Genomic DNA, 21770 nt, shown 5'->3' with positions numbered 1-21770 from the left:
CACATGTCACACCAGGTGGTTGTGCCCCCTAGCGTGATGTATCTAGAGCCCGTGGCACGCGGGTCTACGGGACAGGTGACCGGGGCGCAGTGAGTCACCAACAGGCCCCCGTCGATAACCGCAACGGCCGAGGTGACACACCCAGCATGGCCGGTTTTGGCTACTAGAATTGACCGCTAGCTAGGCAACTGACTACTCGGGATAAACCACCGCCCCTAACGCTCTAGGTGTGAGCGTTAGGGGCGGTGGTTTTGTCTTACTTTTTGATATATTTCGAGTCCATAGGGTCTGGTCTAGTCGGCTCAGATTCCCATTCATATGCGGTATAGGTAATTCTAAAAGTGATATAAAATGGCTCGACCACAAGGAAAACTAGGATAGGGAAAACAATTCTAATCCACGACGAATCAGCCCAAATTACAGAAATACCACTAAATACCGACACGAGCATAACGACAAATAGCATGTAGAAGAGAGTTCCGCGGACGGTATTTCCCACATACTTCAATACTTTTTCTTGGTAAGTGCCGTTAAGAGTAAAGATTGATAAAGCAGCAAACGAAAGGCCACTCGCGATCCCGCTCACGGCAGCCAAATTAGTCAGTGCGCTCGCTAAGACTTCCGCCTTAGCCGAATTAATGGCGATTCCTAGGGCCAAGCAAACGACGCCAAAGAACAAACAGGAAAGTCCCACATGTTTGGTGACCGAGCTCATACTCCACCTCTAAAAATTGTTAACGCCCATCATCTTTAAGGCCTTGCAAATCGCGGTAATTTTTAACGAAGGCCTCAACAATAGCCGGAAATACGGAATCCTTATTTATGGCGTCGGCTGCCGACTTACTTGTATCCAGTGTAATATTCTGTTTTCGACTCAAGCGTTCTTTCAGCAAGTTTAGCTCATCGATAGTTCCCTTGCTGTCCACAGTCTTCACAACAGCTTTCGAAAACTCAGTCAAATCTCCTAGATTCTCTCGGAACCACTCCAAATTTTCTTGCTCATCCTCTTGCCTACTCCTCCCGGGCCGCGTGGTTATCTTTATTTCAATGTCGACATCGTGATAGTTGCTATGCGATGCAAATATGCGGTTAACAGGATTATTCGCTGAAGATGCTCTACCTAGAGAAGTTCGGAGGCTTACAGCCTTGATTCCCTTTGCCTTCCGAGCTCGATCCACAACGTCACCATCAATGACAGGAATTGCTTCATATGACACTTGCTGATCGGAAATGATTCCACTTTGACGTAAAAATCGCGTAAGCCAAGCTGCGTAACGATTAGCTCTGCCAGATGATTGTGATTCCAATAGGATCGCAAACATGTTTCCGAAAGCTAGATGCCAGACAAAGGAGTTATCAACAGCATCCCATCCCTCATTAAGCCCCACGGGTTGCTGAACACCTGATTGTTTGTTTTGCTGGTTGGGCACGTAGTCCTTATCACCAGCAAGGATAACGCCAAAATGTTGACAGCTGCCCTTACTACCAAATACGTCGGTTAATTCATGATGTAGGAGCTCTGTTATCTTATCACCAAGCGTCACCACTTGGCCTAAAAACTTTCGACCTTCCAAATCTGCTTCGAAGAGCAATGGGGAAGTTTTGCCGTATAAGTCACCGAATATTGCAGCCCAATCATAATCCTTTTCCAGTGGCTGGTTATCTCTCGCATCAACAATTCTCCAGAATTGGACGGTACGATTCAGTCGTTTCAGTGGCATCTTTAGAAGCACTCCAGTCAGTTTTGAGGATATTGCATATTCTAGCTGAAGTTCGTTCGAGGAAGATCGTTGCAACTATTCCCTAGGCAACCTAGATTCAGGCTCAGATCATCATCACTAAGGAACCTACATGGCCTGATTGTCACGACGTCATTCTCACCCTATCGGTACACCAAACGGGTATGGATTTCTGTGACAACGGCCAATCTTCTTATGAAACTGGCCCTTTTTACTGACAGTGTTCGTTGTTGGTCTTAGCCAAAGTCTAGATTGATGCGAAACCAGATTCCTTAATGAACGTAGCGATTCCATCCCTACACCAAAACGCCCAGCGGGAATATCCATATCTGCGGCAATTTTACGCCAAATACGTTGTTTATCGTCCGCGGTGCTATCACAGCGCTGTATCAGCTTTACCAAACGCCCCAGCGAAAAACTATCAACGACTGACCACAACGCCAAGTCTTCTGAAAGATTTTTACAATGCTCCCAATTGCTTACGTCACACCGCTTAGGAGGCGGACACTTCAGAGCCTTAGCAACTTCGGCAAGCTGTTCTACAACATATGTTTCACTGTAATCAAGAATGTCATTCATTAAGCCACGAGCTAAATGATCATTGGTGTAATCGTCTCCCAAGTTCAAGTAATTTTCGAAATCAAGAAATGAACCCCGAGACTCAAATCTCTCGCAGTACTCTTGCACGAGATAATGCCGCAATAGCCATTCAGCATTTCGAATACCCGAATAGAGAACTTCCGAAACTTTAGCGTCGACATCAATCAACCGGAACACACGGTCAGGCGTTTTCCGGCCTGGCAACTTTCCGTCAAAGTACAACTCTCTGAAATTGCGGGCATACCCCAGAAAGTAATGAAACTTCATTGGCTCAAGGCCGGATTGGTGAGCTACTTTCTGCGCAAGAGCTTGCCTTGTTAGCTGTCTTGCGTGTTGTCTCGTGGTCATTTTCTTACTCATGGTCAATCGCGTCATAAAGAAACAGCTTGGAGAAGTTTTGGGTATCTCTGGTGCAACCGCTGGCCGAAAAGTGCGAGGGGAAATTTCTTGGTCGTTAGCTGAGCTATTTTCGGTTGCTGAACTTTTGGATATCAGCGTGCATGATTTAATCCCCCACCAAGCCAAGGCCCCTGAAAAACACGAAAGCCCCCTCCGAAGAGGGGGCTAACGAAACATGGTAGCGGGGGCAGGATTTGAACCTACGACCTCTGGGTTATGAGCCCAGCGAGCTACCGAGCTGCTCCACCCCGCGACGATTGCCTTAGAACAAGATGTCCTGTGCAACGAGGAGTAACTTTACATAGGACCTAACAAATAGACAAATCCCCAGCACAGGCGCCATATACCTAAGCACTGAGGATCAGTCTAACCATCTGGACTATCCGCCTATAGTGTGGCGATAGTCTTGAACGGCTTTGTCCAGCTGGTCGATCGCACGACCATATTCTTCATTGGACTTGCCCTTAGCGGTCTCCAGGGCTTTAAGAGCATCGTTGATCTTTTGGATGGCTTCTCCCGCTGCACCAGTACCAGTGGCAGGCGCTGATGGCTTAGGAGATTCCTTCTGATTCGATTGATCCTTGTTAGCATCATCTTTCTTTGGCACCTTGCCCAGGTTCCGGGCCTCGCCAAGATCCTGAGCCGCCTTAGGATCAATCCCTACCTGCGATAGCGCCTCAGAGATAGTTGGGGCGTAACCAACTTTTCCTTGGTAGGAAACAAGCACGCGAAGAAGCTTAGGGAATGCCGAGGCTTGGTCTTTACGCTGGGAGTACAACGGCTCCACATAGAGGATCTCACCATCACCGACCGGAAGAGTCAGGAGATTGCCGTTAAAGAGATCATTTGTGTCGCGCCACAGCGTACGGTCAGAGGCGATTTGATCCGAAGACATCATGGTGTCTTGAGCCTGCTTAGGTCCTTGAGTCAAGGTGTCTGTAGGCAGGACCCGCACGGTGATTTTGCCGTAGTTATCAGGGTCTGAGCTCACTGACATATGCGCTGCCAAATACTCACGCTGCAGACCACGGAACGGGGTAATCAACTGGAAGCTTGGCTTTTTAGTGTGAGGATCTGCAGCAACCACGTAGTACGGAGGCTGCGCTATGTTCTGCTGACCTTCAGATGCAGATGGATCGCTTGGGACTGACCAGAAGCGGTCGTTGGTAAAGAAGTCACGAGCGTCATCAACGTGGTAGCGAGCCAACATCTTACGCTGAACCTTGAAGATATCTTCCGGGTACCGCAGGTGGTTCATCAACGACTCAGAAATCTCCGACTTTGGCTTCACAGAGCCCGGGAAGATTCCCTTCCACGCCTTGAGCACCGGATCTTGCTCATCAAACTCGTAGAGATCCACACTGCCGTCATAAGCATCCACTACGGCTTTCACAGAGTTCCTGATGTATCCCACGTTGTCGGTGACAATGCGCTGTGCACTATTACCAACCTGCGCGGTGGTATCTGTGGTGGCCTCTGTCATAGACGTCCGCTCCGAATATGGCAGAGAAGAAAGGGTGGTGTATCCGTCCACGATCCACTTGATGCGTCCATCGATCACCGCAGGATATGTAGTGGAATCTGTGGTCAGCCACGGGGCCACGTTATGCACGCGTTCGCGGGGATCACGGTTGAACAGGAGCTTCGAGTTTTTATTCACGCGATCCGAGAGAACAAGATTAAGTTCCTGGTAGCGGACGGCAAACGCCAAGCGGTTAAAGAGGTTTCCAATGTTCACTCCGCCTTTACCCTTATACGTGTAGGTAGAAGAGTCGGTGTCATATTCCACGGGGTTACCTTGGTCCGAGCCCACCACTGCGTAATCGGCGCCGTCGCGAGCAGACGCGATAACCGGGCCGTAGTACGTGCGCGGCTCTTTGACCACGATGCCGAGTTCTTTTGCCTCAGCGTCTGTCGACTGCAGATCCGAGACTGTATACACCGGATAACCGCCACGTGCGGATCCGACGTCGCGAGCTACCTCATCCACCTGGTTCGCTTGCGCCGCAACGATGCCGTTTCCGTGGGTGTATACCGTATGCCGGTTGATCCAGTCCCTCTGGTTCTCTTGAAGAGCATTCGGATCAAGCTCTCTGGCGGCGACCACAAAGTCACGCAATTCCCCGTCGATAACGTAGCGGTCCATCGCAAGAGATTTGGGGAAACCATAGAAGTTTCTCAATTGTTGTTGCTGGGTAAATGTCGGAGAAATAATCTCAGGATCCAGCAACCTGATGTTGCTCACTGTGGCAGAATCCGAGGCTACTTTATCCGAGTTAGGCCCCTGAGCCCCCCAATTGTTCAAGTAAGTTACTTGGTCATCAGTGATGCCATAGGCAAAACGAGTCGCTTGAATATTACGGGAGATAAATTCCGACTCTTTCTCTGCACGGTTCGGGGAAACAGAAAAACGCTCCACCATGAGTGGCCAGATGCTTCCGATAGAAACCGCGCTAACCACCATGAGAACTGTAGCTGCAGCCGGAATCCGAAGATCTTTCAGCACAACCACCAAAAAGAAGCAGAGAGCAACTACTGCAGCAATTACTAACAGCACGATCTTGGCAGGCAAGACGGCATTGATGTCCGTGTAGCTACCGCCGGTAAAAGTCTCATGGCGGTTATTGAGCAAGTCATAGCGGTCAAGCCAGTAGGAGGCTACCTTCAAAAGCATCCACAAGCCTGCGGTTACGGAAAGCTGGACGCGAGCGTAGGAAGAGATACTGCCTCGGACGCCTGCTGCCTGGTTGCCTATTCTGATGCTTCCCAGAAGGTAGTGACCGATCAGGGAGAGCAGGAAGGCTACTGCAACAAGGATTGATACCGTGCCCAGCCCCAGACGCAGCGCCGGAAGCATGAAAGCATAAAATCCATAGTCCATTCCAAACTGTGGATCCGATACGCCAAAACTTTGGCGGTTAAGGAACAACTGGACGGTTTGCCAATTCTGCTGCCCCAGGAAGCCCGCAACAAGAGCAATGACTATAGGGATAATGGTCAAGAATCGTTTAACGCTGCGCTCCACCACCGCACGGTATTGCGGGATTGGGCCCTCTAGGTCCAGAACATCGAGTTCGTCGGGACGACCACGGTATGTGAGCCATCCGGCAATCCATGTAATGATCCCTGCAACCAGAGCGAACACCACAAACAGCACAATTCGGGTCAGTATGACCTTGTTAAACACCCCCCTAAAATCAACTTCACCGAACCACAGCCAATTGGTATAAAGACCAATTGCCGTGGGGACCAGCGCACCCAAAATCACCAGAAGTACCACAATCCGGGTGAACAACTTAGGTGGGCGACCGATCGAGGGGGACGGAGGCGTAAGGCCGTTCGCCAACTCGAACTCCTTTATTTCATTCTTTGTAGGGTCACATTCGCGGAAATCAACGGGGATCCCATACAAAAGTTTTCTACGATGGACAAGGTAATGTCCTAGTCTACGACAGTTTCCTCACAGGTGAATGTAAAGGATTTTTTAATGAGCACTCCTGACTACCCCATCCAAGCACTAAATAAGGCAATGCTGGAGGCAGTCGATTTCATTCACGCCGAGGGATGGGATGCCTCCCCTACACTATTTGCGCTGGTCCCCGCAGAATTAGTGGGTTCCGCCCTCCCCGAAGAGGATGACTCTCCCCTAGCGCTCGTAGTCCAAGATAATCTCCCGGAACATATCCAGCCAGGATCAGAAGAACTCGGGGATTATATCTCCCGTGTATCTTGGCCAAGCCAGGTTATAGGTGCCGTTTTGGCCCAAGAAATCATCTTCAGAGATTCCTCCGATCCTGCAGCAGGCCCCCGCCCGGCGCGCCTTTTCTCCGGCGTTCTCCAAGGAGACCATGAGTTGACTCTTCTTCAGATGCGCCCTTCTGAAGAAGAGTTGGAAGCGCGTGGTCCTTTTGCAGCTGATGAGATCGAGTTGCGGGGCGGACCTGGAGTTGCCCCCGGAGTTATCGCTGCTCTTCGTATGACGTTGGATTAGAATCGAGTTGTTTCCGCCCGATTGATGCCCCAGGAGCTGATTTTGTGCTTTCCCTCACCGCTCTCCGGATGCCACTGAACATTCGTGTTTTTAGGAGATCCGCATGCGCCCTCGCATTATGCGGTCTTTTAGGCGTAACGGCCTGTGGAAACGATCGAGATGACCCAGCCCAGGCGGCAACAGAAACATCCTCAGAGTCTGCGGCAGAGACCACGACGCCTACGGCGTCGAGTGCACGGGAAACCAGCCAATCGGTGGGAACCGGGACGGTAGATGCTGGAACAGCAGAGACAAGTTCAGAGAAAACAAAGAAGAATCCCAACTTGGAGAAGGCCCGTAAGCAGTTTGCGGCGCTCGCGCCTAAGGATTTTTTTGACCAGTTTGACTCTTGCGACGCAAACGGAGTCCAAAATTCGATGGCTTGTTCTGGAGAAAAAATTGGCCAATTCCAATTTTTTAAATCCGATTCTAAAGCCGCATCCACAACGCAGCTGCTCACGGAGCTCAGAAGCTCACGAGTGGTAGAAGATACCGGGCGTCGCGTTGTGGGCTGGTCCACTCTGGGTAGTACCGCAGTGATCACGGTAGTAGACAACGATGAAGGCCTGGTTATGCAGCAAATGGTGTCTACTGATGAAAAAGACCCAGCGGAACAGATCTATGCTTTGGGATTAGCACAGTGTCCGCAGGCAGAGAGCTCCGCCATGGAAACCCCCACCCATACGGAGCCTGCCAAAGCTAAGTCTTAACTGTTTTCTTTGTCCGCTATTCTTTGCACGTTGTGTACTCGCCGCCGGAATTATAGGCATCCATTTGTTTGATGGCGTCTTCTAAAGAGTCAACACTCACAATAGTCATGCCGTCATGGTTCCGGCTTACAGCCTCCGAGCAGTTCTTAGCGGGAGCGAGAAAGAGTTCTGCACCGGCGTCTTTGGCTGCTTGAACTTTATGAGCGATCCCACCGATAGGCCCTACGGTGCCGTCATCATCTATGGTTCCAGTACCTGCCACAAATTTTCCGCCGTTGAGTTCTCCGCCGCTGAGCTTATCCACCACGGCTAGGGAAAAGATAAGGCCGGCTGAGGGGCCGCCGATATCTTTGAGATGGTAATCAACCGTGATTCCGTCAGCTGGTTTGGCTGCCATGCTGACCCCTAAGAACGGAATTTTGGGATCACTAGGGTTTTTACCCAGTTTCACCGTGGCATCGTGTTTTTTCCCGTCACGCTGATACGTAATTGTCACGGTATCATCAACGTTTTTCTTCCGGACAGCCTCTCGAACTTGCTTGGGGCCGCCAACAGCCGTGCCGTCGATCTCCACAATCACGTCGCCTTCATGGAGGATCCCCTGTGCGGCAGATTCCTCTACGATACCCGCAACCTCCGTTTCCACCGGCCGGCCCAAATGATTCATCGCAGCGATGGTCGCAGAGGCCTCGGAGGTGGAAAAGGCAAGCTGGTTTTCTTGATTAACCTGATCTGGGGTTTTGTTCTTGGGATAGACGCGTTCCAGGGGAATAAGCGTGTCGTCTGTAAAGAGCCAACGGCTGAACGCCTGGGCCAGAGTCATCCCGCTGCGGATAGAAACCGTTGTCATATTGAGATTGCCGCGGGTCTTATCAATTTCCGCGCCATCGATCTCCACGATATCTTGCCCGTCGATTTGCCCAAGTGTGTTAAACGTAGGACCTGGTCCTTCCGCCGCATACGGCACGGTTAAATCAATATCAGTTCCGGGAACATGATCAATGGTGACAAGAGTTCCCAAGACAACGATGGGAAGGGCTCCCAGTGTAAGAGTGCTTAGACGACGTTTCACGAGTCCTTAGGGTACATGTTCGCTCACAGCGTTGCTTCCAACATGGCACAAATAGCGCAAGAATAGGTACCGTTATGAAGCATGAATACCAATGGATTCGGTTTTTCTTTCAACTTCGGCGGCAATGGCGATGATGATAACAACGGCCGCAACAACAACCCCTTTGGCGCCGGTGGTTTGGGAGACATGCTGAACCAATTCGGACAGATGCTCTCTGGGATGGGTTCCACTATGAATTCTCCCGAGGGACAGGGGGCAGTGAACTACGCCCTCGCAGAGCGGATTGCCAGGCAACAAATTGGCTCTTCAACAGCTGTTTCGGACAATGACACCGCTGCTGTAGAAGAAGCCGTCCGGCTGGTGGAAATATGGCTTGATGACGCCACCATTTTGCCAGCCTCCGGCAATACCGTGGCTGCCTGGGATGCTTCCTTGTGGCTAGAACAAACCCTTCCCATGTGGAAGCGTCTGGTCACCCCGGTAGCTGAGAACATGGCCCAAGCTCAGGTTGACTCGCTGCCTGAAGAGGCTCGCGAGATGGTGGGCCCCATGATGCAGATCATGAATCAGATGTCCGGAATGAATTTTGGTATGCAGCTAGGTCACGCTCTAGGTGACCTGGCTACCCAGACTATCGCCGGCACGGATTTCGGGCTCCCCATAGCCCCTACAGGTGTCACCGCCTTGCTCCCCGCTAACTTGCGTAAAGAAACCTCTGGTCTAAAAATTGAAGACCGCGAGGTCATAGTCTATCTCAGCGCACGCGAGGCAGCCCGGCAGCGCTTGTTCAAACACGTGCCCTGGCTGCGGGAAAGGCTAGTGTCTTCCGTTGAGGAGTATGCGGCAGGCCTGGTCATCGACACTTCTCATATTGAAGAGGCCATGCGTGATTTGAACTTAGAGTCTGGTGACCCCGCTGCGATCCAAAATGCTATGGAGCAGCTTCAGGGGCTCGACATGAGCCCTCGCATTACCTCGCGTAACTCCCACGCTGCATCTCGTCTAGAGACCCTCCTTGCGTTGATCGAAGGCTGGGTAGAAATAGTGGTTACTGAGGCTATGGGAAACCGCATTCCCTCCACAGCCGCATTAAACGAGGCATGGCGTCGCCGCCGCGCCACCGGAGGTTCTGCGGAGCAGGCATTTGCAAAGGTCGTGGGTATTGAGTTCGCCGCCCCCAAGGTGGCTGAGGCCCGAGAGCTGTGGCGTCGAGTAGGCGTCGCAGTAGGCACTGAGCTCCGCGATCACGTATGGGATCACCCGGACTTCTTGCCCACCGCCGAGGACCTCGAATCTTCTGCTGAGTTTATCGATGCGCTTCTCGACGACTCCTCCGGATCCGACTTTGACCCCATCGCGGAGATCACCAAGCTAGAAGAAATGCTTGCTTCTGAGGGGGAGAATCCTGAAAGCAAGGAGAATCCCAAGCCGGAAGATGATACCGACGATCAAGACCCCAAGAAGTCTTAACGCCGAGAAACCCCGAGCTAGATTCCTAAGCTAAAGCTGCAGATCCGCTCGGGGTTTTCTCGTGCGGTTAACCGCTCACCCGCTGCATGGCCTCGAGAAACCCCTTAGCCCGCTCCGCATAAGGGGCACGATCCGCCCATTCCCAAAACTCTTTGCTGTGACCACTGTGAATGAACGTATGCACGAGTTCATGGATAATCACAGAATCCAAAACGTAGTCGGGTACTTCCTTCAACCGGTGAGAAATTCGTATTTCCCCGGTGCTTTGCGAGCACGACCCCCAGCGTCTCCGTTGATTAGTCACCCACTTAATGGATCCTAGGTTGGCTTTCCCATCCAGATAGCGTCGGTTTAAGTACTGAGCGCGCTGAAAGAGCTGCTCATTAGAATCTGCGGTGGATTGAGTTTTCCGTTTCACTTTTGCAGACATTTCAGCGATGACTCGCTGTTCGTCGTTTTTGCTCATTGACTCCGGGATTCGGATCTGCACGCGCCCGCCGATAAGCCGAGCAGAAACGGTGCGTACCCGGCGCTTTGAGCGAATCACTTCCACAGGAAGCTCGGGGGTGTTTTTACGGGGCATGACAAAAATGGCTCTCTGTGCTGAAATTACCGTCATGAACACGGGGGGAAACGTAGTTCTCAGTCCCAGTAACCAAGTATTGGCGCGGACTGAGGGGATTCAGTTTGGGCTCGACTCAGCGCATGCAGGAATTTTTCCAGCACCGCGCGAGCTTATCGATGCACTAGTTCCGATACTTCGCAGCTTACGCGAGCCACGAGCAAAAGTTCAGGTAATTTCTGAACTTACTTCAGCTGGACTACATCCTGTTGCCGCACGGGGGCTCATGGAAGATTTGCTCGCCCACGGGGTACTCCGACAGCAGAGCACCCCCTACGCGAGTGCTGTGATCGGCGACGACCCCCTAGCAAATGCCATATCAAACCTCCTAAAAGGAGCCGGGGTCAGCGTACTGCGCTCAACGCATTTTCCTATCTCAGAGGATTTTATGGAACATGTTCACCGCCGAACTTTAGTGATCGTGTGCAACCCCAAAGAATCCTGCGTGGAGGATCGCATAAACACGCACGGCTTTCTCCTACCAGTAGCGCTTATCGACGCCCACGGAATGATCGGTCCCGTCCGAATAGCGGGAAGTGGTCCTTGCCTTGCCTGCAGCGATCTCTACCGCACCGATGCCGATCCCGAGTGGCCAGCGCTTCGCACCCAATCGCTACTTTCTAGCCATTCTTTTTCAGCGGAACCCCACCTCATAACGGCCACCGCTGCCCATGCAATCTTTGTGATTCAAAGCCTGCTTTCAGAGCAAAACAACGTCTATTCTGCAGCCTCCCAGTCAGTTATCCCCGGCGATAGCTTCAAGATCTCCGCTTTTGAGGTGGAGAGGCTTCCTCGTCTCTCCACCCACCCTAGGTGCCCGTTCTGCTGGGACCTGCAACGTCAGTGAAATTGGGCCAAAACTTCTAGCAAGCTACTGCCATACTTCTCCGCTTTCATCTGCCCGATACCCGAAATTTTTAGTAGCTCATCGGTGGTCGTCGGGCAGGCCTCAGCAATAGCGTGCAGGGTCGCGTCTGTAAAGACTATATAAGCAGGTACGCCCCCCTCTTTGGCCATGTCTAGACGCCACGCCTTCAGAGTCTCAAATACCTCCTCGCCCACGCCCGATGGGCAATCAACGCACCTTCCCATCACGTTTTCTGCAGACGTGCTCAAGGGCGAGCCACAGACACGACAGCGCCGTGATCGCTTGGTACGCGGCGGGACTGCGGCATGGATAGGTTCTTCCACGATGCCGTCAAAAAATCGGCTTCGCTTGCGCGTTGCACGGCCTCCTTCCTGCCGAGCTTTTGCCCACGAGCACACAAGGTGTTCCCGGGCACGGGTGACGCCGACATAGAAAAGCCTGCGTTCCTCTTCAATATGGGGCTCCCCTCCTTTGAGCGCATGAGTGATCGGAAGCGTGCCGTCTACAAGCCCCACAAGGAACACCGCATCCCATTCCAAGCCTTTAGCCGCATGCAGAGACGCTAAAGTCACGCCTTGCATCGTCGGTGGGTGCTTTGCGCTTGCACGCTGATTGAGCTGTTCTAGGAGTCCTTGGATATCCAAATCCGGTGTAGCTTGAGTCAGCTCTACAGTGAGCTCTGCAAGGGCATCTAGGGATTGCCACCGTTCGCGAGCCTGCGTTCCTTCCGGTTCTTCCGGGGTTAACCCCAAAGGTGCTAGCGACGAGCGTACCAAGGTCTCCAGGGCAGAGCCTCGGATCGATTCCGTTCCCGTGCGCTGGGCCACGCGAACAAGCTGCGACATTGCCTGGCGAATCTCCGCGCGCTGGAAAAACTCGCCGCCACCACGCACCTGGTAAACGATCCCGGCATCTGCAAGGGCCTGCTCAAAAACCGCCGATTGCGCGTTGATGCGATAAAGCACCGCGATTTCCGACGCTGCAACCCCCTTGTCTAAGAGTTCTTTAATCCTACTAGCTACGGCGCGAGCCTCAGCCGGTTCATCGTCGAAAGTGCAGAATTCCGGATCCGGACCGGGAGGGCGCATTCCTTCCAATTGAAGCCGGGTACCAGCTACCCGACCCCGAGCCTTCCCAATGACCGTATTGGCAAGGTCCGTCACTTGGGGGGTCGACCTATAATCTCGCTGTAGTTTGACTACGGTCGCATGAGGGTATTTACGAGAAAACCCCAAAAGATAATTAGGAGTTGCTCCCGTAAAAGAATAAATAGTCTGATTGGCGTCTCCCACCACAGTGATATCGTCACGCTCACCGAGCCACGCATCCAGCACTCTCTGTTGCAGGGGCGTAACGTCCTGGTACTCGTCGACTACAAAAGTGCGATACTGCTCCCGAAATTCCTCTGCGATAGCAGTCGAATTCTCAATGGCCCCTGCCGTGTGCAATAAAAGATCATCAAAATCCAGAAGCATGCCTTCACTCGTTGTTTTAGCCTGCTCATACCTGCGATATACCTGGGCAATTTTATCTGCGGCCGCGGGAATCTTCCGATCCTTCACATGCTCCACATAACGGTCCGGCGTTATTAACGTAGCCTTTGCCCACTCAATCTCGCCTAAAAGATCCCTAACGTTTTCCGTCGTCGTCTCTATGCCTACCGAGCGCGCTGCTTTGCCAACGAGCGGAAACTTGTTATCCAACAGTTTCCAGGGAAGATTCCCCGCCACTTGCGGCCAAAAATACGATAGTTGTCGCATCGCAGCTGAGTGAAAGGTCTGCGCCTGAACACCCCCGACCCCCATAACTCCCAGTCGGTGCCGCATTTCCCCCGCAGCGCGACGCGTAAACGTCACTGCAAGTACGCGGTTGGGGCTAGCCATGCCGCGGTCAATAAGATTGGCAATCCGATAGGTAATCGTTCGAGTCTTACCTGTACCCGCGCCCGCGAGGATAGCTACTGGTCCCCGCGGGGCGCTAGCGGCGGCCCTTTGATCGCTATCCAGCTCGTTGAGATCAATCATCGTGTTTCTTTACCCAATCCCACATCATGTCATGCGCAATACTGCCCGGAGCCGGAAGCTGGATGGTTCCTTGGATGATTTCTTTGCGCGTTATCCAGCGAATCTCTTTGAGCTCACCATCTGGTTGTACAACAGCATCCATGTCCGTTGTCTGTGCCGTCATCCCCACCATAATGGCACCGCTATAAGGCCACGACTGACTTTTTACATAGGAAATATGAGAGATACGTCTTCCAGTTTCTTCCCACACCTCTCGAGTTAGCGCTTGCTCAAAGGTCTCGCCCATTCCAAGGTAACCAGCGATGAGGGAAAAGTACCCGCAGCGATGTGAGTTTTCCCCTACAAGCACGTACTCATCAGACTCTGACGTAATCAGACCAATCACTGCCGGGTCAATGCGAGGAAACACTTCCTTCCCGCCGAGCGTCTGCCCGATGGTGGGAGCGTTATATTCCAATCTCTCTCCAGAAGTTGGATCATAAACCATTACTTCACGGTTCCGGAGGACCGCTATAGCCCTGGTCACCCAGGAGGTATAAAGTCGCGTTGCTGTTCCCGTCACCGAATCCACCACCTCGGGATCCACTCTTTGCACTAGCAGCTGATCCGTCACATTAAAGGCTGGAGCGCCTGGCCACTGTGAAGACAGCACCGGATGGCCGTTCTGGACAGGAACTCGTCCACCAGGATCAACCAGCAGGCACTTTTTAATCTGAAACATCCTCACTAAAAACCCGTCGGATATAAAGCAATCGATCACTGGGCTCCACGGTCTCTGCTTCTGGAGAATCGATTCGATACAGCTCTCCAGAGCGCACAACTCCAAGAACAATATCCGCCAAGTGCCGCGGATTAGCACCTACCTCGTCTTCACCTACAGGACGTTCTGCAACGGAAAATCCCTCATCAGGAGACAACAAGTCTTCCATCATCTCCACCACCGAAGGCGTCACCGTGGCCAGGCCAAGCATGCGACCTGCGGTTTCAGAAGAAATCACCACTGAATCTGCGCCCGATTGTTCCAATAGGTGCTGGTTCTCAGATTCCCTCACGCTGGCAACAACCCATGCGCTTGGCGCCAGCTCTCTCACCGAGAGCGTTACCAACACTGCGGTGTCATCAATATTCGGGGCTACTACAACTGCCTTTGCCTTAGGCACACCCGCGAGTTTGAGCACCTCTGATTTAGTCGCAGAACCATTAACTGTGACCAGTCCTACCGTATTTGCAGTCTCAAGCGCTACAGGATCGGTATCCACAACAACGATCTCCTTAGGAGACACGCCATCCGCCAGCAGTGCAGAGACTGCCGAGCGTCCTTTAGTTCCATATCCAATAACCACGGTGTGGTTTCGCATGCGTTTCCTCCAGCGCTGGATCTTCCATGCTCGGCGCGATTCCTCTGTCAGCACTGACAACGTCGTGCCGACCAGGAGGATAACAAATGTTAACCGAAGCGGAGTGATGATGATGATGTTGAGAAGACGTGCCCCTTGCGTCACCGGAGTGATGTCGCCATAACCGGTGGTGGACAAGGAGACCGCCGAATAATAAAGCGCATCGATGAAGGTGAGATGCTCGCTGTAACCGCCCTTATCAAAGTAAACGATCAACGCTACAAGCAGAATCAGCACCAACGCATAGCCAAAACGCCGAGCGATCAACCGCACTGGACTGATCAATGGGTTTCCGGGGATACGAATAACGTTGAGCAGGGTATGCTCTGGCAACTCGGTGAGTCCCTCGTCCCCGAGGTATCGCCCCGCATCGCGGTTGGTCAACGGCATTATGCTCCTAGGTTCTTCTCAAAGTGCTCATCAAGATTACACGTTCAACGCCAGCATTCGAGCTAACGACGCCTCATCCGGAAGCTCGCTGGGCCGATAGCTAAAGTTGCGCCCCACATAATGGAATAGTGCTTGTACCTCTGATGGTTCGACTCCCTGCAACCGGGCCCACGCTAGTCGGTATACCGCCAGCTGCAGCGATACAGAGCGGCGCTCCGCAGCCTCCGTGGGGGGTTGTCCCGTCTTCCAATCAACAACAATCCATCTGCCATCTGCGTCCCTAAACACAGCGTCCATGCGGCCTCGCACTATATGCTCGCCAATAGAAACCTCAAACGGATGCTCCACATATTCGGGGGTCCGGTCCGCCCACTCGCTGTCCAAAAAGCGAGCTTTCAAAGTCTCTAGTTCTGTTCCATCCAGCGCATCATCGATACCAGGGAGCTCATCAGCGTCCAGTAGGGCTGTGGCGCCAAAACGGTTTTCAAGCCACTGGTGGAAGGCAGTTCCGCGCTTGGCATAGCTATTGGGTTTGAAAGGAACTGGGCGGCGTCGCCTTCGAGCAAAAGCTTGGGGGTCCTGTGAAAGATTCACGATGTCCGAGGCCGTAAGCTCAAGGCCCAACTCGACGGGGACAACCGGGGTACTCAACTGATGGTGTTCCTCGATGAGCGCAGTTACCTCTTGTTCCCATCGCTCGAAGAGCTCGCCATCTTCTATCAGCTCAGGAAGATCTACCATGGCAGCTTTTACGGCGTCTGCCCCCTCAGGGCGCAATTCTTGCGGAAAAACTCCGATCTCTGGAAGAGGCGGCTCAAGGGCATCATCACTCTCGCCGTCGAACCATTCCACCACGCAATCTGGAAATTTAGTGCGTAGCATATCAAGATGCGCATAAGGTCCTGGGGGCGAAGCCTTGGTGATGTCAGTCGACGCAGTAACCAGAACACGCTCCTCTGCACGGGTCAAAGCCACATAAAATAACCGGGCGTTCTCTTCCTCTTCCACAGCCCTAAATTCCGCGATGTGAGCCTCTCCTTGTTTTTTCAGATCAGCTGGCGATTCTGCAGAATCGATGTACCAAACGGGAGCTCCCACTAAAGAATCGTCTTCTCGGGCATCTCCTCGAAGCGCCGATGGCACCGCAGACTCGTTGCTAAGCCATGTCGACGTTGTTGTCTTATAGGTGCTGGAGTCTGCGTGCATAACGCTCACGATCTGCCATTCCAGACCTTTAGCTTTATGCACAGTGAGGATCTGAACGCGGTCAGAACGAACCTGCACTTCTCCAGGCTCCAAGCCATCTCCCTGGCTTCTACTCAGCTCAAGATAATCTAAAAACTGGCTCAGCGTTGCATTTGGAACCCGCGCAAAATCCGAGACAACTTCAGCAAAACGATCTAGATGTACCGTGCCTGGAGCACCGTCCGAGTGTGGATCTTCTCGCTGCAATACTTCGGTGCGGATCCCAAATACTCGCTCAATATCTGCAAAAAGATCTGGCAATGAGTGGCCCAAACTGTGCGTACGCAGATATCTAAGCTCAGATGCCAGCAATTGCAGCCTGCGCAACCCCTCGTCGCTATAGCGAGTTGCGGCCCCTTCTTCCCGTGGTACATCAAGATCTGCAACAGCCTCTGCCAATCCCACGACCGATTCTGGTGCCTTGGGCAGGGTTTCAGCGATTATCTGTTCCAGGCGCTCAAGCGGATCTGTCTTTTTCTCTTCCCGCTCAGCTTTTCCGCGTCCTGCGAGGTTAGCCGCACGGTCAGCTAATGCCAGAATATCTGCTGCGCCCAGCCCCACATGCGGACCCGCTAAAATTCGTAGCGCAGATTTTGTGTCTTGAGGCCGAATCAACATCGCTGCGATCGCAATCAGATCGGCGACCTCGGGGATGTCTATAAGACCAGATAAACCAACAATTTCCACGGGAACTCCCCGCGATTGCAATTCTAACGCGATGGGAGCAGAGTGCCGTTTCTTTCGCACTAGAACAGCAGCGGTAAAACTCTCTCCCCGATTTTTATAAGCCTCTGCCAATTGATCGGCTACAAATTCGCGCTCTTTTTCTGCGCTAGGGAAAAATCCCAGTGTTACTTCCCCGTGCGGTGCTCCTTCACGGGAAGAGAGCGGTTGCACTGTTCTACGAGGGTTGTCCGGGGCTCCCAGGACTTCCCGAGATACCTCGTTGGCCAGCTGAAGGACCTCGGGGGGATTACGGAAGCTCACCGTTAACTCGCGTTTTTGCGCAGGTTCTTCCCCTAGTGCAAAGTCCTCTCTAAAACGCTCGAGGTTGGCAGAGGTAGCACCACGCCATCCGTAAATTGATTGCATCGGATCGCCCACCGCGGTGACTGCGGCGCCGCTAAAGAGGCTGCGTAACAACACCCGTTGCGCGTGCCCGGTGTCCTGGTATTCATCCAGCAATACCACGGAATACCGATCCCTCTGAGATGCTCCTACCTGCGGATTTTCCTCGGCGAGTCTGGCGGCAAGCGACATCTGTTCGCCGAAGGTCATAAGATTATTGTAGGCCAAGTGCTGCTTGAGCATCGCGACCATGGGCAACATTTGTTTCCGGATTATCTGACGCTGCTTCCACCCGATAAGGATCTGATTTAGCCCGCGCTTAGACGCCGCCTCTACGTCATCTAGCACCGATAAAAATGCGTCTGTCTCTTCCACAATGTCCTGCGGCGAAACAATATGGTTGTCTATTTCAGAGACTAAAGACAAGAGCTTCTCTGTCGCGTTAACAGGTTGCGTCTGTGTATCTAAGCTCCCTGAATAGTTAATAACGATGTCATACGCAATCTGAAAAAGCTCGGTTTCTGTAATTAACCGTGAGGTGGGTTCCACCGGTAATAACAAACCATATTCTCGGATCAGGCTGCCGGCATAGGAATCGTACGTGGAGACTGTCGGAGCGATAGCCTCTAGTTTATAAGACAGCTCCCCACTCGGGTCGATGTCCCTCAGTGCATCCATACCCGCGAGTTGCTCAAGCCGGCCTCGGATGCGTTGAGAGAGCTGTTGCGCAGCTTTTCTGGTAAACGTCAGGCCCAGGATGCGATCAGGATTCGCTATGTTATTAGCCACCAGCCATACCACGCGGGCGGCCATGGTTTCTGTTTTTCCTGCACCGGCGCCAGCTACTACCAGCATAGGTTCGAGCTCAGCTCCTATGACTGCCGCTTGCTGCGGCGTAGGAGGGAATTTCTGCTTGAGCAATCGCGATAGTTCGATCGGATCTATCATGCCGGGGTCATCCTTCCTTCGGGCTGCGCTGGACATATGTTGATTATCGAGCAATTCGAACATCCATCGTTGACAACCGCCATAAGACTAGGACCAGTCAGATTCTGGATCAGCGGTGGTAGCAGGTCTGCAAATTCCTGGAGTTCCTCTGGAGTTTTTGTCGCCTGTTCACAGGTTTTGATCTTCTTTGTTGTAGAACCGGGATACACCAGTACTGCCTGGTCTACGATCAGCGATTCCTCGTCATTCCCGCTGATCACATCGCCGGTATCACTAAGCTTCCCTTTGCTCAATGCAAGTTGGTACGCCATCAATTGTTTGTGATCGGCGACCTCCTTCGCACTTAGCCCGCGGGTGCCCGTCTTATAGTCGATGATCCGATACGCGCCGTCCTGAGTGCGCTCTATCCTGTCTATACGGCCTCTGATGGTGATTCCCTCTGCGATCTTCGTGTTCACTGAGGTTTCTACTCCCACCAGCTCATACCGGGCCGCCGACACCGTTATCCATTCCTCTAAACGCTCAATCATCCGTATCCACGCGGCTTTTTCTGTCTCCTGCTGCCACGCAGGAGCATTAAGCAGCCGGAGGAATGCCTCAGTAGTGAGTTCTTTTGCTGTCTCCGACTCCACTCCCCGAGCAATTGCTTCTGCATACGCATGGGCCAAAGAGCCTTTCAGCATTTGAAATGGTGTCTCTTCTCCCTCAATAACGGCATCCAGTCGAGCGCGCAAAGGACACGTAAGACCCTGTTCTATAAGGGAAGGAGAAATAGACCGCTGTTGTAATGGCTGATCAGTGGAAGGTCCGCCTTCACCCCACCATTCTTCAGGGTGCGCCCCCGGGACTCCGGCCGACGCTAGACGCGCTAGCTGACGAGCAGCCTGATCACGGCGCCGCTGTGGCGAGTCGCTGTTACGAACTTCTCGACGTAACTCCGCTACCATCGCTGGAACGCTCAAAAGCCGAATATAGTCTTCCAAACCGGTGTCTTTGGGGGCCAAGGGCACAGAAAGATCCGCATACGATGCTTCATTCTCCTGCGATTGTTGCTGGAAAAACGAAGGATCAAGCTCTTCTATAAAACGCGATGGCTCGGCTACGTCATTAGACGCAGGATCCTCCACAGCGGTGATATACAGACGATGCGTGGCTCGGCTCTTAGCCACATGGAAAAGGCGGCGTTCCTCATCAAGCCGGTCCTTAGAACGCATAACGATGGTATTTGGTTCTATGCCTGAATCAATGAGGTCCGTGAGCTCCTCCTGGCCAAAAAGAGTTCCGGTTTCCCCAAGAGAAGGCCAGCTCCCCTCCTGTACTCCTGCAACGATCACTGTATGCCACTGTTGACCAAGCGCTGCATGAGCTGTAAGAAGCTGTACGGCCTGTGTTCGGATTTGTCGCCGGTCGCGCACGCCTGTGGGCAGCTCTTGTTCTGCGATGTGCCGCATAAAGGACACAATCCCCGCCGTAGGGCGTCGTTCCACCCAGTCCCCCGCGGCATCAAAGAGCGCCATTGCCGCGTCAAGGTCACGATCCGCCTGAGAGCCTGCAGCTCCGCCCCTTAAACTCACCGCTTGTAGGTGATTGGCTAAACCGGTTTCATGCCAAATTGCCCACAGGACTTCTTCAACGCTACCTGGTTGAGCACCTCGCAAGAGCACCCTTCTGGTTCTTTCTAAAATCTGTAGTTCTCTTTCAGAAAGAACCTCCTCAGCTTCTCCTATTAGGTCGTTTTGTTCCTCCGATGGACGGGGGCTAATGAGGATTTTTAACAGTTCTATGGCACGCCGGCTCCCGCCACGGCTCATTTCAACTTTACGTAGCCCACGATAAAGCCGACGCAGGGTCACCGAATCCGCACCGCCAATAGGGCCGAGAAGGAGATCCTCGAGCTCACGATTGTTAAGTTCCCCGTGTATCGCCCTCACGGCAAGAATCATCGAGGCTACAATGCGCTGTTCACTCAAGATGATGTCCGTAGGATCAACCTGAACGGGAACCCCTGCGGCTAGTAGTGCCCGCCTGATAGGGGCAATTAATCCCGTAGAACGCACGATCACTGCAATATCATCCCAGGGGACCCCATCAATCAAATGAGCTCTACGGATTTTATCTGCAACATACTCAAAGTGCTGCCCTTGGTTCTCAACAATCCGCGCCGTAGTCTCAGGTAATCTCCGCGTAGTTTTTAACATCAGTTGGTGCTCTGCAGGGTACTTGGTTAAAAACTCTGGACTTGCGCCACGAAAATGAAATACCGACTGCTCTGGATCGCCACCAATGATGCCAAATTCTGCATAGCGCAATAGCTCGCCAATAAGTTGTGCGGATTTGGGGTCAAGGTGCTGAGCATCATCAACGATGACTGTCCGCCATCCTTGATCTGGAATGTGGTACTCAAGCACAGTACTCACGAGTTCAGAGGCACTCAGACTCTTCGCCCCACCAAGGGCCATTGTTTGTTCATATTCCCGAAGGAAAGCCCCCGCGGCTTTCCACATAGGCCGATGGTACGTATTACCGAGTCTTTCCAAGTCTTCTGGGCTGAGACCGCGCTCGACTGCTCGTAGTAGAAAATCTCGGAGACCACGAGCAAAGCCAACAAATCCCAACGCGTCACGCGTCTCCTGCGGCCAAATCTGGGCTGCTTCAGAGTCCTCGTTGTGCCCTTGTAACAACTCCCGGATCACTGCGTCTTGTTCAGCCCCCGTGATAAGCCTAAGGTCTTCTCCGCTTAAGCTCCTCAGCAAGGCAAAAGCAAGAGAATGCACAGAGCGCACCATCGTGGCCGCTGCTGTGTATGATTCCCCCGAAAGACGCGCAGCAATCCCAGTGCGCAGCCGTGTAGCTCCCTCCTTTGAAGCCGCAATGACAAGAATGTTTGAGGGATCTTCTCCACGCCGCAGGCGCTCTGCAACGGTATCCATGATTAACGTAGACACACCCGACCCCGCCGAACCTATTAGCCGCCATATACCGGTTTGGCTCTTAAAGAGGTCATTTTCCCAGTTATGAGTCTCTACGTGATGATCCGCAGAGACGATACGCACCTGCGGCGTAGGCGGCTGCTTAAAAGCTGCTCGCTGAGAATCCAAATAGCCCACGGCAGGGGTCGGTTCCTGCCCCGGTACCTTATGTACGTCCTTTGTCAAAGGTGTTTCCGAGGTCGCTGAGAGATTCATGCC

Annotated in this window: 16 protein-coding genes and 1 tRNA gene; 5 read left to right on the top strand and 12 right to left on the bottom strand. The window is 52.8% G+C overall.

What is annotated here, in order from left to right; all coding sequences use genetic code 11:
* Nucleotides 1–256: 256 nt before the first annotated feature.
* From CpATCC19410_RS02830 to CpATCC19410_RS02820, 3 genes are all read right to left on the bottom strand, one after another.
* Nucleotides 257–715 (bottom strand): hypothetical protein, encoded by a 459-nt coding sequence (locus CpATCC19410_RS02830; protein WP_014300535.1) that lies wholly within the window; start codon nt 713–715, stop codon nt 257–259.
* A 19-nt stretch (nt 716–734) separates the two neighbouring features.
* Nucleotides 735–1733 (bottom strand): hypothetical protein, encoded by a 999-nt coding sequence (locus CpATCC19410_RS02825; RefSeq protein ID WP_232518570.1) that lies wholly within the window; start codon nt 1731–1733, stop codon nt 735–737.
* 144 nt (nt 1734–1877) lie between these two features.
* A complete protein-coding gene (locus tag CpATCC19410_RS02820; RefSeq protein WP_014401043.1) occupies nt 1878–2699 on the bottom strand; it encodes an Abi family protein in 822 nt (273 codons plus the stop codon).
* On the opposite strand from CpATCC19410_RS02820, the gene CpATCC19410_RS11080 reads away from it, so the two are divergent.
* Nucleotides 2698–2907 (top strand): helix-turn-helix domain-containing protein, encoded by a 210-nt coding sequence (locus tag CpATCC19410_RS11080; RefSeq protein ID WP_014300532.1) that lies wholly within the window; start codon nt 2698–2700, stop codon nt 2905–2907. The two genes, CpATCC19410_RS02820 and CpATCC19410_RS11080, sit on opposite strands and share 2 nt — an antisense overlap.
* Before the next feature lie 7 nt (nt 2908–2914).
* On the opposite strand, the gene CpATCC19410_RS02810 is transcribed toward CpATCC19410_RS11080, so the two are convergent.
* Nucleotides 2915–2991, bottom strand: a tRNA-Met gene (locus CpATCC19410_RS02810).
* A gap of 126 nt (nt 2992–3117) precedes the next feature.
* The gene (locus CpATCC19410_RS02805; RefSeq protein WP_013241410.1) at nt 3118–6084 is read right to left on the bottom strand and encodes a UPF0182 family protein; all 2967 of its coding nucleotides are present in this window, start codon (nt 6082–6084) and stop codon (nt 3118–3120) included.
* 141 nt (nt 6085–6225) lie between these two features.
* Between CpATCC19410_RS02805 and CpATCC19410_RS02800 the strand changes: the two genes are divergently transcribed.
* Nucleotides 6226–6729, top strand: coding sequence for a PPA1309 family protein (locus tag CpATCC19410_RS02800; RefSeq protein ID WP_013241409.1), 504 nt, complete (start codon nt 6226–6228; stop codon nt 6727–6729).
* Nucleotides 6730–6773: 44 nt separating this feature from the next.
* Nucleotides 6774–7478: a hypothetical protein gene (locus tag CpATCC19410_RS02795; RefSeq protein WP_014522693.1), complete on the top strand. Its 705-nt coding sequence runs from the start codon at nt 6774–6776 to the stop codon at nt 7476–7478.
* Between the two features lie 16 nt (nt 7479–7494).
* On the opposite strand, the gene CpATCC19410_RS02790 is transcribed toward CpATCC19410_RS02795, so the two are convergent.
* Nucleotides 7495–8550: a YlbL family protein gene (locus CpATCC19410_RS02790; protein WP_014401041.1), complete on the bottom strand. Its 1056-nt coding sequence runs from the start codon at nt 8548–8550 to the stop codon at nt 7495–7497.
* Nucleotides 8551–8631: 81 nt separating this feature from the next.
* On the opposite strand from CpATCC19410_RS02790, the gene CpATCC19410_RS02785 reads away from it, so the two are divergent.
* On the top strand, nt 8632–10020 hold the full coding sequence (locus CpATCC19410_RS02785) for a zinc-dependent metalloprotease (protein ID WP_013241406.1): 1389 nt from the start codon (nt 8632–8634) through the stop codon (nt 10018–10020).
* 67 nt (nt 10021–10087) lie between these two features.
* Here the strand turns inward: CpATCC19410_RS02785 and CpATCC19410_RS02780 are convergent, their stop codons facing one another.
* Nucleotides 10088–10603, bottom strand: coding sequence for a M48 metallopeptidase family protein (locus tag CpATCC19410_RS02780; protein WP_041481572.1), 516 nt, complete (start codon nt 10601–10603; stop codon nt 10088–10090).
* On the opposite strand from CpATCC19410_RS02780, the gene CpATCC19410_RS02775 reads away from it, so the two are divergent.
* Nucleotides 10602–11489 carry a hypothetical protein gene (locus CpATCC19410_RS02775; protein WP_013241404.1) on the top strand — a complete coding sequence of 296 codons (888 nt, stop codon included), beginning with the start codon at nt 10602–10604 and terminating at the stop codon, nt 11487–11489. The two genes, CpATCC19410_RS02780 and CpATCC19410_RS02775, sit on opposite strands and share 2 nt — an antisense overlap.
* On the opposite strand, the gene CpATCC19410_RS02770 is transcribed toward CpATCC19410_RS02775, so the two are convergent.
* The 5 genes from CpATCC19410_RS02770 to CpATCC19410_RS02750 are packed head-to-tail and all read right to left on the bottom strand — an operon-like array spanning nt 11483 to nt 21767.
* Nucleotides 11483–13534 carry an ATP-dependent DNA helicase UvrD2 gene (locus tag CpATCC19410_RS02770; RefSeq protein ID WP_013241403.1) on the bottom strand — a complete coding sequence of 684 codons (2052 nt, stop codon included), beginning with the start codon at nt 13532–13534 and terminating at the stop codon, nt 11483–11485. The two genes, CpATCC19410_RS02775 and CpATCC19410_RS02770, sit on opposite strands and share 7 nt — an antisense overlap.
* The gene (locus CpATCC19410_RS02765) at nt 13527–14186 is read right to left on the bottom strand and encodes an NAD(+) diphosphatase (protein ID WP_014401039.1); all 660 of its coding nucleotides are present in this window, start codon (nt 14184–14186) and stop codon (nt 13527–13529) included. Before CpATCC19410_RS02765 ends, CpATCC19410_RS02770 begins: the two co-directional genes overlap by 8 nt.
* Nucleotides 14187–14241: 55 nt before the next feature.
* The gene (locus tag CpATCC19410_RS02760; protein WP_013241401.1) at nt 14242–15321 is read right to left on the bottom strand and encodes a potassium channel family protein; all 1080 of its coding nucleotides are present in this window, start codon (nt 15319–15321) and stop codon (nt 14242–14244) included.
* A 36-nt stretch (nt 15322–15357) separates the two neighbouring features.
* A complete protein-coding gene (locus CpATCC19410_RS02755) occupies nt 15358–18582 on the bottom strand; it encodes an ATP-dependent helicase (RefSeq protein WP_014401038.1) in 3225 nt (1074 codons plus the stop codon).
* Nucleotides 18579–21767, bottom strand: a complete 3189-nt coding sequence (locus CpATCC19410_RS02750) for an ATP-dependent helicase (protein ID WP_013241399.1) — start codon at nt 21765–21767, stop codon at nt 18579–18581. The genes CpATCC19410_RS02755 and CpATCC19410_RS02750 overlap by 4 nt, the downstream gene beginning before the upstream one ends.
* Nucleotides 21768–21770: the final 3 nt, after the last annotated feature.

The organism is Corynebacterium pseudotuberculosis (assembly GCF_002155265.1).
GTDB lineage: Bacteria > Actinomycetota > Actinomycetes > Mycobacteriales > Mycobacteriaceae > Corynebacterium > Corynebacterium pseudotuberculosis.
This window is presented reverse-complemented; position numbering and strand designations above follow the sequence as displayed.

Excerpts from the sequence above, each read along its gene's own strand:
- CpATCC19410_RS02830 (WP_014300535.1), bottom strand. The coding sequence starts at position 715 with ATGAGCTCGGTCACCAAACATGTGGGACTTTCCTGTTTGTTCTTTGGC.
- CpATCC19410_RS11080 (WP_014300532.1), top strand. The coding sequence starts at position 2,698 with ATGGTCAATCGCGTCATAAAGAAACAGCTTGGAGAAGTTTTGGGTATC.
- CpATCC19410_RS02820 (WP_014401043.1), bottom strand. The coding sequence starts at position 2,699 with ATGAGTAAGAAAATGACCACGAGACAACACGCAAGACAGCTAACAAGG.
- CpATCC19410_RS02800 (WP_013241409.1), top strand. The coding sequence starts at position 6,226 with ATGAGCACTCCTGACTACCCCATCCAAGCACTAAATAAGGCAATGCTG.
- CpATCC19410_RS02785 (WP_013241406.1), top strand. The coding sequence starts at position 8,632 with ATGAATACCAATGGATTCGGTTTTTCTTTCAACTTCGGCGGCAATGGC.
- CpATCC19410_RS02775 (WP_013241404.1), top strand. The coding sequence starts at position 10,602 with ATGACAAAAATGGCTCTCTGTGCTGAAATTACCGTCATGAACACGGGG.
- CpATCC19410_RS02780 (WP_041481572.1), bottom strand. The coding sequence starts at position 10,603 with ATGCCCCGTAAAAACACCCCCGAGCTTCCTGTGGAAGTGATTCGCTCA.
- CpATCC19410_RS02770 (WP_013241403.1), bottom strand. The coding sequence starts at position 13,534 with ATGATTGATCTCAACGAGCTGGATAGCGATCAAAGGGCCGCCGCTAGC.
- CpATCC19410_RS02760 (WP_013241401.1), bottom strand. The coding sequence starts at position 15,321 with ATGCCGTTGACCAACCGCGATGCGGGGCGATACCTCGGGGACGAGGGA.
- CpATCC19410_RS02755 (WP_014401038.1), bottom strand. The coding sequence starts at position 18,582 with ATGATAGATCCGATCGAACTATCGCGATTGCTCAAGCAGAAATTCCCT.
- CpATCC19410_RS02750 (WP_013241399.1), bottom strand. The coding sequence starts at position 21,767 with ATGAATCTCTCAGCGACCTCGGAAACACCTTTGACAAAGGACGTACAT.